This is a genomic window from Desemzia sp. AGC72, assembly GCF_057334175.1.
In genome coordinates, this window is record NZ_JBHFIG010000021.1 from 118,032 (window position 1) to 132,745 (window position 14,714).

The 14,714-nt window shown below is 37.2% G+C and carries 15 protein-coding genes; 12 read left to right on the forward strand and 3 right to left on the reverse strand.

The annotated features are described in order from the left end of the window. The first annotated feature begins 113 nt into the window (after positions 1-113). Both ACE025_RS09520 and recD2 read left to right on the forward strand, forming a co-directional pair. Positions 114-797, forward strand: coding sequence for a tetratricopeptide repeat protein (locus ACE025_RS09520; RefSeq protein ID WP_485939449.1), 684 nt, complete (start codon positions 114-116; stop codon positions 795-797). 33 nt (positions 798-830) lie between these two features. Beyond that, positions 831-3,329, forward strand: a complete 2,499-nt coding sequence (recD2, locus tag ACE025_RS09525; protein WP_485939450.1) for an SF1B family DNA helicase RecD2 — start codon at positions 831-833, stop codon at positions 3,327-3,329. A gap of 37 nt (positions 3,330-3,366) precedes the next feature. Here the strand turns inward: recD2 and ACE025_RS09530 are convergent, their stop codons facing one another. After that, entirely contained in the window at positions 3,367-3,879 is a 513-nt protein-coding gene (locus ACE025_RS09530) for a diacylglycerol/lipid kinase family protein (protein ID WP_485939451.1), read from the reverse strand. A 3-nt stretch (positions 3,880-3,882) separates the two neighbouring features. Then, positions 3,883-4,323 (reverse strand): acylglycerol kinase family protein, encoded by a 441-nt coding sequence (locus tag ACE025_RS09535; protein ID WP_485939452.1) that lies wholly within the window; start codon positions 4,321-4,323, stop codon positions 3,883-3,885. A 181-nt stretch (positions 4,324-4,504) separates the two neighbouring features. On the opposite strand from ACE025_RS09535, the gene zwf reads away from it, so the two are divergent. The 4 genes from zwf (at position 4,505) to alaS (ending at position 9,749) form a co-directional block, all read left to right on the forward strand. Beyond that, on the forward strand, positions 4,505-5,959 hold the full coding sequence (zwf, locus tag ACE025_RS09540; protein ID WP_485939453.1) for a glucose-6-phosphate dehydrogenase: 1,455 nt from the start codon (positions 4,505-4,507) through the stop codon (positions 5,957-5,959). A gap of 65 nt (positions 5,960-6,024) precedes the next feature. Beyond that, on the forward strand, positions 6,025-6,657 hold the full coding sequence (locus ACE025_RS09545; RefSeq protein WP_485939454.1) for a YczE/YyaS/YitT family protein: 633 nt from the start codon (positions 6,025-6,027) through the stop codon (positions 6,655-6,657). Between the two features lie 250 nt (positions 6,658-6,907). Then, a complete protein-coding gene (locus ACE025_RS09550; protein ID WP_485939455.1) occupies positions 6,908-7,117 on the forward strand; it encodes a hypothetical protein in 210 nt (69 codons plus the stop codon). After that, positions 7,095-9,749 (forward strand): alanine--tRNA ligase, encoded by a 2,655-nt coding sequence (alaS, locus tag ACE025_RS09555; RefSeq protein ID WP_485939456.1) that lies wholly within the window; start codon positions 7,095-7,097, stop codon positions 9,747-9,749. The genes ACE025_RS09550 and alaS overlap by 23 nt, the downstream gene beginning before the upstream one ends. A 178-nt stretch (positions 9,750-9,927) precedes the next feature. Here alaS and ACE025_RS09560 read toward each other — a convergent pair whose 3' ends face one another. Further along, positions 9,928-10,092 carry a hypothetical protein gene (locus ACE025_RS09560; RefSeq protein WP_485939457.1) on the reverse strand — a complete coding sequence of 55 codons (165 nt, stop codon included), beginning with the start codon at positions 10,090-10,092 and terminating at the stop codon, positions 9,928-9,930. A gap of 471 nt (positions 10,093-10,563) precedes the next feature. Between ACE025_RS09560 and ACE025_RS09565 the strand changes: the two genes are divergently transcribed. The 6 genes from ACE025_RS09565 (at position 10,564) to greA (ending at position 14,706) form a co-directional block, all read left to right on the forward strand. Beyond that, positions 10,564-10,830, forward strand: a complete 267-nt coding sequence (locus ACE025_RS09565; RefSeq protein WP_485939458.1) for an IreB family regulatory phosphoprotein — start codon at positions 10,564-10,566, stop codon at positions 10,828-10,830. Further along, positions 10,830-11,252 carry a Holliday junction resolvase RuvX gene (gene ruvX, locus ACE025_RS09570; protein WP_485940083.1) on the forward strand — a complete coding sequence of 141 codons (423 nt, stop codon included), beginning with the start codon at positions 10,830-10,832 and terminating at the stop codon, positions 11,250-11,252. Before ACE025_RS09565 ends, ruvX begins: the two co-directional genes overlap by 1 nt. A gap of 65 nt (positions 11,253-11,317) precedes the next feature. Then, a complete protein-coding gene (locus ACE025_RS09575; protein ID WP_092481166.1) occupies positions 11,318-11,632 on the forward strand; it encodes a DUF1292 domain-containing protein in 315 nt (104 codons plus the stop codon). 219 nt (positions 11,633-11,851) lie between these two features. Then, positions 11,852-12,997 (forward strand): endolytic transglycosylase MltG, encoded by a 1,146-nt coding sequence (gene mltG, locus ACE025_RS09580; RefSeq protein WP_485939459.1) that lies wholly within the window; start codon positions 11,852-11,854, stop codon positions 12,995-12,997. A 91-nt stretch (positions 12,998-13,088) separates the two neighbouring features. Then, positions 13,089-13,724 (forward strand): uridine kinase, encoded by a 636-nt coding sequence (gene udk / locus ACE025_RS09585; RefSeq protein WP_485939460.1) that lies wholly within the window; start codon positions 13,089-13,091, stop codon positions 13,722-13,724. A 502-nt stretch (positions 13,725-14,226) separates the two neighbouring features. Beyond that, positions 14,227-14,706, forward strand: a complete 480-nt coding sequence (gene greA, locus ACE025_RS09590) for a transcription elongation factor GreA (protein ID WP_485939461.1) — start codon at positions 14,227-14,229, stop codon at positions 14,704-14,706. The last annotated feature ends 8 nt before the right edge of the window (positions 14,707-14,714 follow it).

Consider the following 14,714-nt stretch of genomic DNA (forward strand, 5'->3'; position numbering starts at 1 on the left):
TGGAGAGAGCTCACTATAGAAATATCGTTTAAAAACAAGATCTCTTTCAAAGGTAGTCCAGAAGCTACTTTTAGTGTAAAATAGAATGGAGTGTTTTAAGGGAGGCTGGAAGCATGGATTTGAATCAAGAAGCCTTATCTTTATGGAACAAAGGACAAGTTAATGAGGCTGTCGCGATGTTATTTAAAGCCATTGATGAAGAATCAGATAGAAAAGAGAGTTATTACAATTTGATCAATGTATTGATCGCTGCTGAGAAGTTCGCAGATGCAAAAGCAGTATTAGACACTGTTAAAGAAAAGTTTGGTCCGGAAGAAGCGTATCTATATGCTTATGGAAATTGGCATTACCAGCAACAGAATTTTTCCAAGGCGCTAGAGAACTACCAGAAAGTCTTCCAACAAAAAGAAACGGTGTTGGCTAAAGAAGCAGCCGCTATGATCGGTCAATGTTACTTTGCTTTGGAACAGCCGAAAATGGCGATAGCTTATCTATTAGAAGCTGAAGCGTATTTTCCTGAGGATAAAAAAGTGTTGCTGCTGATCGGCAATAGTTTACTGCAGACAGAATCTTTCAGCGATGCTGAACGGTATTTCGAAAAAATGATCTCTATCAATGATACTAGTGCAGAAGCATGGTTTAAACTCGCTTTGGCAAAAAGAGCGCTTGGCAAAAATCCTGATGAAGTCAAAAAATGCCTGCAAAAAGCTAAAGAACTGGATCCTGAAACATTTTTACGCTATATAAAACAATTAAAAGAAATCGAGTCATTTGTCCATGAAACAGATGTGACATAAATCAAGCACAAGGCAGAAAAGGGTGGAGTTAGTTTGGATATTCAAGAAGAATTATTTGATGCATCTGCAGAACCATATATTGTCGGAGGGATTAAAGCTGTGTTTTACCAGAACCCCTCGAACTTTTATAAAGTTCTGTTAGTTCAAATTACCGAAACCAATTGCGACTATAAAGAACAAGAGATCGTTGTTACAGGAAGTTTTGGTCAGATCCAAGAAGAAGAAGTGTACCGTTTTTATGGTAAATTAGTAGATCATCCGAAATTTGGGATGCAATTTACTTCTACTCGTTACCATCAAGAAAAACCAACTTCGATTGAAGGGCTGATTCATTATTTGTCGGGAGATAAATTTCCGGGAATCGGAGAGAAAACAGCGGAAGCTATTGTAGACGCCTTGGGAGAAGAAGCTATTGATCGTATCAATGCTGATCCTGATGTGTTGGTACAGATTCCGCAATTGAATCAAAAGAAACGAGACACGATCGCAGAAGTGATCCAACAAAGCAACGGAATGGAAAAAATCATTATCGGATTGAATCAATATGGTTTCGGAAGTCAGTTGGCTTATAGTATTTATCAGACATATCAAGAAAAGACGTTAGAGATTATTCAGGAAAATCCGTATCAGTTATTAGAAGATATTGAGCATATCGGGTTCAAAAAAGCCGATGCTATAGCAGAGCAGATAGGGATCAAAGCAGATTCTCCAATGCGTATTAAGGCAGCAATCCTATTTTCATTGAACGAGCTGTGTTTATCTAACGGGGATACTTATACGTATGCAGAACAATTATTGACAAAAACGATCGAAGTATTAGAATCCAGCCGTTCCTTTTTGATTGAACCAGAAAGCGTTGCAGATGAAATAGTTCATTTGATTGATGAAAACAAGTTGATTGAAGACAATGGAAAGTTGTACATCAGATCATTGTATGCCGCTGAATGGGGAATTACGGCTTCGATTCATCATATGTTGGAAAATTCTTCTAAAATAAAATACAGTCAAGACATTGATAAAGAAATCAAAATAGTCGAAAAAACGTTCAATATTCAGTATGGAAAGTCTCAAAAAGAAGCCATCAAAAAAGCGGTCCAATCGCCTATTTTCATATTGACGGGTGGTCCAGGAACTGGGAAAACAACGGTTTTGAATGGTATTGTAACCTTATACGCTGAACTGAACGGTTTGTCTTTAGATGTTGAAGATTATACAGAAGAGAAACCTTTTCCTATTTTGCTGGCAGCTCCAACAGGAAGAGCGGCCAAAAAGATGAATGAATCGACCGGTCTTCCTAGCAGCACGATCCATCGCTTGTTAGGTCTGAATGGAAGTGAAAACCAAGCTGGAGAACAAGCTGAAAAAGAGTTGTCGGGTGGACTGCTGATCGTTGATGAAATGTCGATGGTCGATACTTGGCTGGCGAATCAATTGTTAAGGGCTGTTCCAAGCGGCATGCAGGTTTTATTGGTGGGAGATAAAGACCAGCTGCCATCAGTTGGACCTGGACAAGTACTGCATGATTTATTGGCCAGTCAAAAAGTTCCGAGCATGGAACTCAATGAAATTTATCGACAAGGTGATGGTTCTTCAATCATTACTTTAGCTCACAGCATAAAAAACGGCGAACTCCCAGCTGATTTTCTCAAGCCACAAAGAGATCGCTCGTTTTTTAATTGCTCAACGTTCCAAATTGAAGAAGTCATCCGTCAAGTGGTCACCAAAGCAAAAGCTAAAGGGTTTACTGCCCAAGATATCCAAGTGTTAGCACCGATGTACCGAGGTCCTGCAGGAATCGATGCCTTGAACAAAATGCTGCAAGACATTTTTAACCCGAATGATACCGGCCGTCGAAAAGAAGTCAATTTCAACAACAAAGTTTATCGTATAGGGGATAAAGTGCTACAGCTGATCAACTATCCGGAAATGAATGTGTTCAATGGAGATATGGGTGAAATCGTCGGAATCACTTATGCAAAAGAAACAGAAGACAAAGTAGATGAGATCGTGATTCGCTTTGATGCCAATGAAGTAACGTATAAACGTAGCGAATGGAATAAAATTACGTTGGCTTACTGTTGCTCGATCCATAAATCACAAGGAAGCGAATTTAAAATGGTCATCTTGCCGATGGTAAAAAATTATCATCGAATGTTGAGACGAGATTTAACGTATACTGCGATCACCAGAGCCAGCGAATTATTGATTTTATGCGGCGAACCTCAAGCCTTTCATGAAAGTGTGATGAAGTCATCTGCTGATCGGTTAACGACGCTGAAAGAGCGGATTATAGGCGATGAAGAGAGCGGAGAATCCTCAAAGGATGAGAATACGATGAAGATTACAGTCGTTCCAGAATCCGAAAAGTCTGTTCCATCTACTGAGGATCAGCCGGTACAACTATCGATTGAACAAGAGAACACACTCCCTCAAAATGAGTTGCCAAAAGAATACAGATTGACTGTATCGAAAGTGAATAATGAAGAAGTTGATCCAATGATCGGAATGGAAGGCGTCACGCCTTATCAATAAAAGAGACTTGTCCCATAAAAAATGGGCAAGTTTTTTTTCATGGTTCAAACCAAAACAGTCTTTTGGTTGTCGTTAGAGTCATGTCGAATGGCTCAAATCCAATTTCTTCTCCGTCTTTTTGCCCATGAACAGGAGAAAGTGCAGATAAACGCAATTTTTTACTGTGGTAGTAATGCACGTCCTCATCTTCCAAATGATTGCCTGTTGTAAAAACAAGGACAAATAATTTAAGAAAGGTCAGTCCTGAAATACGTTCTAAAACGATCAAATCCAATTCTCCGCTTGAAGCAGCAGGTTTAGGAGAAATTCGAATGCCGCTTCCAAAATAAGGATGGTTGTTTACAGTTACTAGAAAAGCTCGTTGAAATGAGTCTGTTTTTCCGTTGGCTGACACTTTTAAAGGAAATGGTTCTTGGCGGATGAAATGAGAGAGAACTGCAGAGAGATAGACAAGCGAATGGAAACCGAGTTTGTTTAAGACCACTTTTGAAGTTGAGCGATTCACTTGTTTGATGATGGAAGCATCTAGTCCAAATCCAACATTATTCACAGCCTACTTTTTTTGACCGGTGTGGTTGTTTGTATATACCATGACATCAATCTGCTTAGGTTTAGAGGCGTTTAAAATTTGCTCAAGAGCTTTTGTGGGGTTTCGAGAAATCGAGATTCCTCGAGAAAAGTCATTCCCGGAACCTGAGGGGATGAAGGCTAAAGGAATGGAAGCATATTGATCGCCTAATGCATTTATTGCTTCGCTGATCGTCCCGTCGTCACCGATAACCAATATTAGCTCGTCTCGATGTTCAGCCTCAGCTAATGTCGGAGCAAGGGTTTGAATGATGTTGGTGATGTGTCCTCTAAATTTGCTTTCATATAAATAAGCTTTTTTATTTTGTTTTTCTATTGATTGCTTTGCTGTACGTGCAATTTTTATTCCTTTGCCCGAACCTGAAGTTGGGTTGACAAGGAGATGATACTCACTAATAGTTGTCATAATTTACCTCTGTTTATCAAATAATGATTTATAAAATGCATATATACTGCCTATTATAACGGAAATAATGGTAAAAAGGAATTGCACTTAAGAGCAGAATACATCGTAAAACGACTGATTCATGATATGGTTAAGATGTATTTATTCGATGGAAGTATTTATTTGAAAGGGTGAAGTAGATATGTCTAAAAAACCAATCGGTGGGTTGATTGTCTTGTTCGGTGCCACTGGAGACTTAAGCAGCCGCATGTTATTGCCAGCATTACATCAGCTGTATCAACGAGGAATGCTGTCTAAAAATTTTGCTATAGTGGGTGCCTCTCGTAAAGAGATGACGGATGAAGAGTTTCAAGAATTCGCACGCACGTCTGTTGAGAATGGAACGAATTTTGAAAAGTTTGAGGAAGAATTTTTCAATCATTGCCGTTACCAAACGACGGACAATATGAAGTTGGAAGACTTAGAAAAGCTTCGTGAAAAAATGGAGTTGACTGCAAAAGAGTTTGAGACCCCAGAAGAATTCATTTACTATTATTCTATTGCTCCTGAGCTGTACGATGAGACGACAACCAACCTCCAAAAAGCACACATTACTGAGTTGAACGGAAACCATAGGGTTATAGTCGAAAAACCATTTGGAGATAGTTTAGAAACCGCTGAAGAGTACCACAAGCTGCTTTTGAAAGAATTTGATCAAGAAGATATTTACTTCATGGATCATTTTCCAGGAATGGACTTTATTCAAAACGTTTTAGCTTCACGCTTTTTCAATCCTTTAATAGAAGGAATCTGGAACAATCAGTTTATCGAAAACGTCCAAATTTCTCTGCCGGAGAATTTATCTATTGGTACACGAGGAAGTTTTTATGAAGAAAATGGAGCTTTATATGACATGTTCCAAAATCATTTGCTCCAGATTTTGTCTATTGCTGCTATGGAATTACCGAGTGAATTGACTGCGAATGCGATTCATGAGGAAAAACTGAATGTGCTGAAAAACGTACCAACGTTTACCAAAGAACAAGTGGAACAAAAAGTGGTTCGTGGTCAGTATAAAGCAGACAGTGAGGGCACATACAACAGTTATCGCGGGGAAGGTCATGTAGACAGCGATAGTGATACAGATACTTACATTGCTGCAGAATTGACGGTTGAAGCACCACGTTGGCAAGGTGTACCTTTTTACGTGAGAACAGGGAAAGCTTTGATAGAGGATTACATCGCCGTCGATGTGATGCTGAAATCTACCGATGCAGTGACTTCAGATGTAGCGTCTCGTATGTCTTTTATGGCGAAACCTGCTTACGGGATATCTTTAGTTCTTAACCAAAAGATGCCGAATAATGAGTATGAACCTATCACTACTTTTATTGGTCCTGATAAAGAGACTTTTGGGAAACAATATGTAGCCGATCCGTATGAGAATATGATTCACGACGCTTTGGCGGGTGATCGCACTTACTTTACAACGTATGCTGAAATAAAAGAACAATGGCGCATCACAGATAGTATTGCTGCTGCTTGGAAAGAAATGCCCAAACCCGATTTTCCAAATTACAGAGCCAATACATTTGGGCCTATCGAAGCAGAAGATTTACTAACTAAGAATCATCATGAATGGGTCAAACGTATCTGATGAAGCACAACATGCAATACAACAATCAATAATGGAAATGAACAGATATGGAGGACAATAGATCAATGAATTGGAAAAACTTTATTTTACGCTCTTTAGCATCGATCTTAGGAATCACTTTTATTAGTTTTGGTGCTGCTTTGAGTGAATCAATGGATATGGGGCTTGATCCGTTTACTGCGATGAACAGAGGGGCATCAGCTTTATTAGGATTTAGCTTAGGGAATTACCAACTAGTCTTGAACTTGATTATTTTAGCTATCGTATTTTTTATGAAACGCTCGCTGATTGGATGGGGAACGATTTTTAATATGGTATTGGTTGGCTATCAAGTCGACTTTTTCAAATCGATTTTTGATAATTTCTTTGCTGTGGAAGATATGAGTTTTATCATCCGAATCGTCATCACTATAGTAGCTATATTGATTTTTACGTTTGGTGTGGCTGTTTATATGGACACGGAATTAGGAGTATCGCCTTATGATGCAATAGCACCGCTTATTGTTGATAGATCAGGTTGGAAATATACGCCTGTGCGAATAGGACAAGATCTTTTAGTAGTAGTTATTGCTTTATTAGTTAGCGGACCTGTTGGGGTATCGACATTTATTACAGGATTTTTTGCTGGTCCACTGATCTCATTCTTCTCGAAGAAAATCACGAAACCAACAATGGAAAAATTTCAAACATCCGCTTAATATAAAATGCAATAAAAAGACTTCAGCAGATCACATAACCCGCTGAAGTCTTTTTATGTATTTTTTAAAGTCTGATATTTTTGAAAACAGTACACCAGAAAAACTATTGGACAGATTAGCAATTGACTTTTGTCGATAAATTATCTATACTTTTAACGTTAGCAAAAGGATATGTGGATTTTCAACTTGGCTTACAGAAAGGTCTTTCCAGGCTGAAAGAAGACCAGCAAGCAAAATCTGACGCTCCCTTTTGAAATACAGTAGAAATATTGTCGGTTCTCCCGTTATCGAGACTATAAGAGGTAATGAATTGGTCGGATCCATTCATTGCAAACAAGGTGGTACCGCGATGCGTCGTCCTTGTTTGACAATGGAGATTGGGCTTTTTTTTTATCTAAAAATTATGTATAAACTATTTATTGAAGGAGCAGAAAAAAATGAAACAATTGACAAGCAGTGAAGTACGGTCGCTTTTTTTAACATTTTTTGAATCAAAAGGGCACAAAGTTGAACCAAGTGCATCTTTAGTTCCTATTGATGACCCAACATTGTTGTGGATCAACTCAGGAGTAGCAACACTGAAAAAATATTTCGATGGATCGGTAGTACCGGATAATCCGCGAATCACAAACTCGCAAAAGAGTATTCGTACCAATGATATCGAAAACGTAGGGAAAACAGCTAGACATCATACGTTGTTTGAAATGTTAGGAAACTTTTCGATTGGAGATTATTTCAAAGAAGAAGCCATCGTTTGGGCTTGGGAATTCTTAACTGACGAAAAATGGCTGGGCCTGGATCCAGAAAAATTATATGTAACAGTATACCCTGAAGACAAAGAAGCAAAACAATTGTGGAAAGAAAAAGTTGGCTTAGCAGATGATCACATCATTGAAGTGGAAGATAACTTTTGGGATATCGGAGCTGGTCCAAGTGGTCCGGATTCTGAGATTTTCTACGACCGTGGAGAAAGCTTCAATAATCTAGCTGAAGATGATCCAGAAAACTATCCAGGTGGTGAAAATGAACGTTGGTTGGAGATCTGGAACTTGGTATTCTCTGAATTCAACCATAAACCAGATGACACATACGAACCGCTTCCAAATAAAAATATTGATACCGGTATGGGACTGGAACGTGTCGTATCCATCATCCAAGATGCACCGACAAACTTCGAGACTGACTTGTTTATGCCGATCATCAAGACAGTTGAAGAAATGAGTCAAGGCAAGAAATACGGCGAAGATCCAATAACTGACATTTCTTTTAAAGTTATTGCAGACCACATTCGTACAATTACTTTTGCGGTTGGAGATGGTGCTTTACCTTCGAATGAAGGACGCGGCTATGTTTTACGCCGACTGTTACGTAGAGCTGTTATGCACGGTAAAAAGTTAGGCATTGATAAAGCTTTCTTTTATAAGTTAGTACCTGTCGTAGGAAAGATCATGGAGAGTCATTATCCAGAAATATTAGAAAGCCAAGATTTCATTGCTAAAGTGATCCGTACAGAAGAAGAAAGATTCCATGAAACGATCAATGATGGATTAACTATTTTGAATGATTTGGTTACAACCTTAAAAGAAAATGGACAAAAGGAGATTGCCGGAAAAGATATTTTCCGTTTGTATGACACATACGGTTTCCCAGTAGAACTGACAGAAGAGTATGCTGAAGAAGAAGGATTAGCTGTAGACCACAAAGGATTTGAAGAAGCTATGGAAGAGCAAAGAGAACGTGCGCGTTCGGCTCGTAGCGACGAGAAATCCATGGGCGTACAAACTGGTCTATTTGCTGAAATTACAGAAGAAAGTGCTTTTGTCGGATACGATCAAACAAGAAGTACAGGCAAATTAACAGTGATTGCTGGAGAAACTGCTCTAACGGATACTGCAAAAGCAGGAGAAACAGTACGTGTGATTTTTGATCAAACGCCTTTCTATGCTGAAATGGGTGGACAAGTTGCGGATACCGGAGTCATTTTGAACGATTCAGATGAAGTAGTGGGTAAAGTAACAACGGTTCAAAAAGCTCCAGCAGGACAATCACTTCATACTGTAGAAGTGGAAAAAGACTTGGCTGTTGGAAACACGTATCATTTAGTCGTTGACGAGACAAAACGTCGAATGATTACACGCAACCATACAGCAACTCACTTGTTGCATCAAGCTCTTAAAGATACTTTAGGAGAACACGCAAATCAAGCAGGTTCATTAGTTGCACCGAACCAATTGCGTTTCGACTTCACTCACTTTGGTCAAATCACAAAAGAAGAGTTAGACCAAATGGAACAAGCAGTTAATGAAAAAATCTGGGCATCTATTCCAGTCCAAACGATTGAAACAGATATTGAAACAGCAAAAGAAATGGGCGCGATGGCTTTATTTGGCGAAAAATACGGCAATGAAGTACGTGTCGTAAATGTTGGCGACTACTCTGTCGAATTGTGTGGAGGAGTTCATGTAACGAATACTAGCGACATCGGAATCTTTAAAATCGTTTCTGAATCAGGTATCGGTGCTGGAGTTCGTCGTATTGAGGCTGTTACCAGTTCAGCTGCTTATCGCTTGACGAAAGAAAACCAAACGTATTTAGAAGCAGCAGCAGTTCTGACAAAAGCACAACAACCAAAAGATGTTGTCAAAAAAGTAGAACAATTACAAGCTGAGATCAAAGAATGGAAAAAAGAAAATGAATCTTTACAAGCAAAATTGGCAAACAACCAAGCTGCTGATATCTTCAATACAGCAACAGAAGTGAATGGGTTGACAGTTATTGCAGCTAAAGTAGACGTACAAGACATGAATCAGTTGCGTCAATTAGCTGATCAATGGAAACAAAAAAATTCTTCAAACGTATTAGTCTTAGGATTAGTGACAGACGGCAAAGTAAACTTATTGACGGCTGTTGACGAAGAAACCGTTAAAAAAGGATTGAAAGCCGGAGATTTAATTAAAACGATCGCACCTCTTGTTGGAGGCGGCGGCGGTGGGCGTCCTGATATGGCTCAAGCTGGTGGAAAGAATCCAGAAGGGTTACAAGATGCTTTGACTAAAGCTGTTGAATGGGTAGAAGAAAAAAGCAATGCTTAACATCTTCTTTCAAGCTAGATCATAAGCGAATCCAAGTTAAAAAAACACACTCCCAACACTACGAACTATTTCGTTCAGCAGTGGGAGTGTGTTTTTTTATTTATATGAATCTAAAGGAAAGCTGATGTTTTATGAAAATATCGTTTTGAGTCTTTCTTTATGTACTATTCTGTTATCGTTATTTCACAAAATAAAATCCATTATGGTAAATATCCATCAGCAACACGTAAACTCCCATACCTAAAAATGACAGCATACATACTGCCAATAAAATCAGAACCATTTTAAAAAAAAGATTTGCATATTTTTTTGCCGCGTCTTTTTTGTTGTCGCTCTTAAACACACTATCCCTCCTTTTTTAGCATTTGTAAATTAAATCATTCAAAGCGATGTACGTTTATTGTAACATCTATACCAATTTTCGTGTGAAAATAAAAATGTTCACGTACAACTTTTTTACCATTAAATATAGAAATAACATACTAAGAAAAAAATAACGCATTGAGTATTGAAAGGAGTAAAAATCTTTTTTTATCAATTAAAAGTATGACGTTAATTATGATTATTAGGAAGTTAGAGGGTCTAATGTATTGCATTTATCTTTATCTGCGGTAATATAAAAGTGTATTCCTTTTTATAGATTTTACAGTCGGGCAAGCTACTTGAATCGGCAAACGTTCCTAAACTAGTGAATAAATCATGGGATTCGAAATTTATACGGAATTTAATCAATCAATTTTTGAATACCGTTGTAGTTTGACCAAGTTTCTTGTAAGATAAGAAGTGTAGTTAACAGAAATTGGGGTGTAAAAAAATGGGCACAAAAGATGAAACAGTCCGCTTCAATGTTCCTGAGAACAATGAAAAGGATGTCAAAGAAACCTTGTCTATTGTATATAAAGCGCTTAAGGAAAAAGGGTATAGTCCGATCAACCAGATTGTAGGATATCTTTTGTCTGGAGATCCTGCATATATTCCACGTCACAACGATGCTAGAAATCTTATCAAACGACATGAACGCGATGAAATTGTCGAGGAATTGGTAAAGAATTATATGGATAAGAGTATAAGCGAAAATTGATGAGAATAATGGGGTTAGACGTAGGCTCTAAGACTGTAGGGGTCGCTGTGAGCGATCCTTTTGGTTGGACAGCGCAGGGTGTGGAAATCATAAAGATCAATGAAGCTATTGGAGAGTTTGGCATAGAACGTGTAGGAGAACTGATCAAACAATATGAAGTATCAAAAATTGTGATCGGTTTGCCTAAAAATATGAATAATTCTATCGGTCCCAGGGCAGAAGCTTCCTTGTCTTATGGAGAACTCATAAAAAAAGCATTTGATATTCCGGTTGAATACCAAGATGAACGACTAACGACTGTTCAAGCGGAGCGTATGCTGATCGAGGAGGGCAACACTTCTCGTAAAAAGAGAAAAAAGGTTATTGATAAGGTAGCTGCAGTAATGATTTTGCAAAATTATTTAGATGGACATCACAACTAGCATTTTTGTCTATCATAGGTTAAACTAGTAAAGTCAATTTGTTAAATAGAGAGGAGCCTTTTATTATGGCACACGACCACAACCATGATCACGATCATGAACATCATGACCATGAACACATTACGATTATTGATGAACAAGGTAACGAAGAATTATACGAAATTTTATTCACTTTCGATTCAGACGATTTTGAAAAATCATACGTATTAGTTTACCCAGCTGGTGCTTCTGAAGGAGAAGATGTTGAATTATCTGCATTTTCATTTATTCAACAAGAAGACGGCAAACAAGGGCAGTTAAGCTCTATTGAAACAGAAGAAGAATGGGATATGATTGAAGAAGTTCTGAACACTTTCATGGAAGATGAAGAAGAAGCTTAATTAATCTATTAGAATTCACTTTAAAAGCTAACAATTTTGTTAGCTTTTTTTGTTCTCTTTAATAGGAATATCATGTATAATAGTAAAAGTTAGGCTAGCAGAGTACATATTTGATTGTTTTGCATTTTAAGAGATTGGGTGAAACAGTTAAAATACGAAAGTTCATATGAATCGATTAAATGATTTACAAAGCTTAATGATAAATTAGGAGGGAATTTGTTGAGTGAAAAGAACAAGAAAGAGATCAATCAGCAAAGTTATCCAAATGGAAAACTGGACACTGATCAAAAAGAAAAGAGTGTAGTGGCCAAGATAGTATGGAGTATTATTGCTGTTTTACTAGTCTTATTAGTTGTTTTTGGAGTGTCAGCATATAACTTCTACACATCTTCTATTGAACCTCTTGACCCAGAGAGTACAGAAGAAATCCAAGTGGAAATCCCAAGTGGTTCTTCCTCAGCAGATATTGCTCGTATACTAGAAGAAAACAACATTATCAAGAGTGCTTCTGTATTTAATTTGTACACTCGTTTCAATAACGAAAGCAACTTTAGAGCAGGATACTATGTTTTCACTCCAGCAATGGATGTGGATGAAGTCATCGATTCACTACAAGCTGGAGGTACTGATCTACCTGTAGATGCTCTTGAGAGAATAACGATACCTGAAGGCTCAACTATGACACAGATTGCTGCTATTGTAGAGGCAAAAACGTCGTATACTTCAGATGAATTGATGTCGCTTATAGAAGACGAAACTTTCCAAAAACAAATGGTGGAGAAATATCCGCAATTGTTAACAGATGTGTCTAAAATGGAAGATGTTCGTTTTATGTTTGAAGGCTATTTATTCCCAGCTACTTATGAAGTTCATGAAGACATGACTTTAGAAGAAATCGTTGACGCTATGGTAGGTAAAATGGATACTGTGCTGCAAAATTATTATGCTCAAATAGAAGAAAATTCTCAATCTGTGCATGAGATTTTGACAATTGCTTCTTTAGTAGAAAAAGAAGGTTCAGATTATGAAGATAGAAGAAAAATAGCAGATGTCTTTTATAACCGGATTGAGTTAGGAATGCCGCTGCAAACAGATATTTCTGTATTGTATTCATTAGACACTCATAAAGAAAGAGTATCTCATGATGACTTAGAAGTTGTTTCGCCATATAACTTGTATCAAAATACCGGAATTGGACCTGGACCATTTAACAGTCCTAGTGAAGAAAGTATCTCAGCAACTATTGATCCTGCAGAAACGGATTATTTATACTTCCTTGCCGATATTGATACACAAATTGTCTATTTTGCTGAAACTTATCAGCAACACTTAGAATACAAACGTGAATATGTAGACACTAAATAAAAAAGAATCACATAGATTTAAGAATTAAATTGATAAAAAGACAAGAGCTGGGAGCTTTTCCAGCTTTTTTAAATGAAAAGGGGCAAATGCAATGAGTAAATTAGTAAAACCGATCGTTATAGGGGTTACAGGAGGTTCCGGAAGCGGAAAGACAAGCGTTAGTCGCGCAATTTTTGATCATTTTTCTGGCCATTCTATTTTGATGTTGGAACAGGATTTTTATTATAAAGATCAAAGTCATTTGTCTTTCGAAGAACGTCTAAAAACGAACTATGACCACCCATTTGCATTTGACACAGATTTGCTGATCAAACATGTAGAAGATTTGATTAATTTCAAAGCAATTGATAAACCTGTATACGATTATGCAAAACACACTCGAAGCGATCAAATCATTCACCAAGAACCAAAAGAAGTTATCATTATTGAAGGAATCTTGATTTTAGATGACCCGAGATTGCGTGAATTGATGGACATAAAAGTCTATGTAGATACAGATGATGATATTCGCCTTATTCGTCGAATCAAACGTGATATTGAAGAGCGCGGTCGTACATTAGATTCTGTTATCGAACAATACTTAAATGTCGTAAAACCGATGCACAATCAATTTGTAGAACCTACTAAACGTTACGCAGACATCATTATCCCTGAGGGCGGACGCAACCAAGTGGCGATCGATTTAATGACGACTAAGATTCATAGTATTATTGATGTGCGTGAATAATTGATTGCCCACAAAAAATAGCAACAATATCGAACGATACTTTAAAACTCTAATAGGAGTTTTAAAGTATCGTTCATTTTACGTATAATCAAAACAGCTCTTTTGATAAAAAATATGGTAAATTAATGAGAAGTATGAATGAATAAAGTAAATCACTATACATTATTTAAAGATAGTGATAGTATGTGTAAGTGATTTAAGAAGATAATTTATTGATTGAATACAATCAGTAAGATACCAACAAAGACCCGCATTGTTTGCGAGCTTTTTTCTTTGTTCAGCCGAAAACAATAGTGTATTTATTTTTAGATGTGAAGAAATATATTCTAGATAAATAAAGTAAATGAGGCGAAAAATCTAAATATGTGAGTAAGAAAACGAATTATATTTTATTTCTTGTTTACAATTAAAGAATGTCGTGGTATCTTGTCTGTATTATATTTATAGAAGCAATGAGGACGCTACCAATTGTAGTGTCTAATTAAGAGGAGAGAAATTAAAGATGATTGAACGCGTATACCCTATGACATTAGAAGGAAAAGAAAAATTAGAAGAAGAATTGGATTTATTAAAAACAGAAAAACGTAAAGAAATCGTAGAAAGAATCAAAATTGCCCGCAGTTTTGGAGATTTATCTGAAAACTCAGAATATGAATCTGCTAAAGATGAGCAAGCTTTTGTTGAAGGAAGAATCACAAAATTAGAAAATATGCTTCGTTTTGCTGAAATCATTGACAGTTCAGAAACAGCTGCTGATGAAGTATCTTTAGGTAAAACAGTAAAATTTATTGAATTGCCTGATGGCGATGAAGAAGAATATATTATTGTCGGAAGTGCAGAAGCTGATCCATTTGAAGGGAAAATTTCAAATGATTCTCCGATAGCTAAATCTTTGATCGGAAAAAAAGTTGGAGAAGAAGTTGTGATTGAAACGCCAGGCGGAGATATGAAAATCAAAATCACTAACGTTTCAGTTTCCTAAAAACTGAT

Bases quoted from the DNA above. Each gene is read 5' to 3' on its own strand.
- ACE025_RS09520 (WP_485939449.1), top strand. From the start codon at position 114: ATGGATTTGAATCAAGAAGCCTTATCTTTATGGAACAAAGGACAAGTT.
- ACE025_RS09535 (WP_485939452.1), bottom strand. From the start codon at position 4,323: ATGACAACTATTAGTGAGTATCATCTCCTTGTCAACCCAACTTCAGGT.
- zwf (WP_485939453.1), top strand. From the start codon at position 4,505: ATGTCTAAAAAACCAATCGGTGGGTTGATTGTCTTGTTCGGTGCCACT.
- ACE025_RS09545 (WP_485939454.1), top strand. From the start codon at position 6,025: ATGAATTGGAAAAACTTTATTTTACGCTCTTTAGCATCGATCTTAGGA.
- alaS (WP_485939456.1), top strand. From the start codon at position 7,095: ATGAAACAATTGACAAGCAGTGAAGTACGGTCGCTTTTTTTAACATTT.
- ACE025_RS09565 (WP_485939458.1), top strand. From the start codon at position 10,564: ATGGGCACAAAAGATGAAACAGTCCGCTTCAATGTTCCTGAGAACAAT.
- ruvX (WP_485940083.1), top strand. From the start codon at position 10,830: ATGAGAATAATGGGGTTAGACGTAGGCTCTAAGACTGTAGGGGTCGCT.
- ACE025_RS09575 (WP_092481166.1), top strand. From the start codon at position 11,318: ATGGCACACGACCACAACCATGATCACGATCATGAACATCATGACCAT.
- udk (WP_485939460.1), top strand. From the start codon at position 13,089: ATGAGTAAATTAGTAAAACCGATCGTTATAGGGGTTACAGGAGGTTCC.
- greA (WP_485939461.1), top strand. From the start codon at position 14,227: ATGATTGAACGCGTATACCCTATGACATTAGAAGGAAAAGAAAAATTA.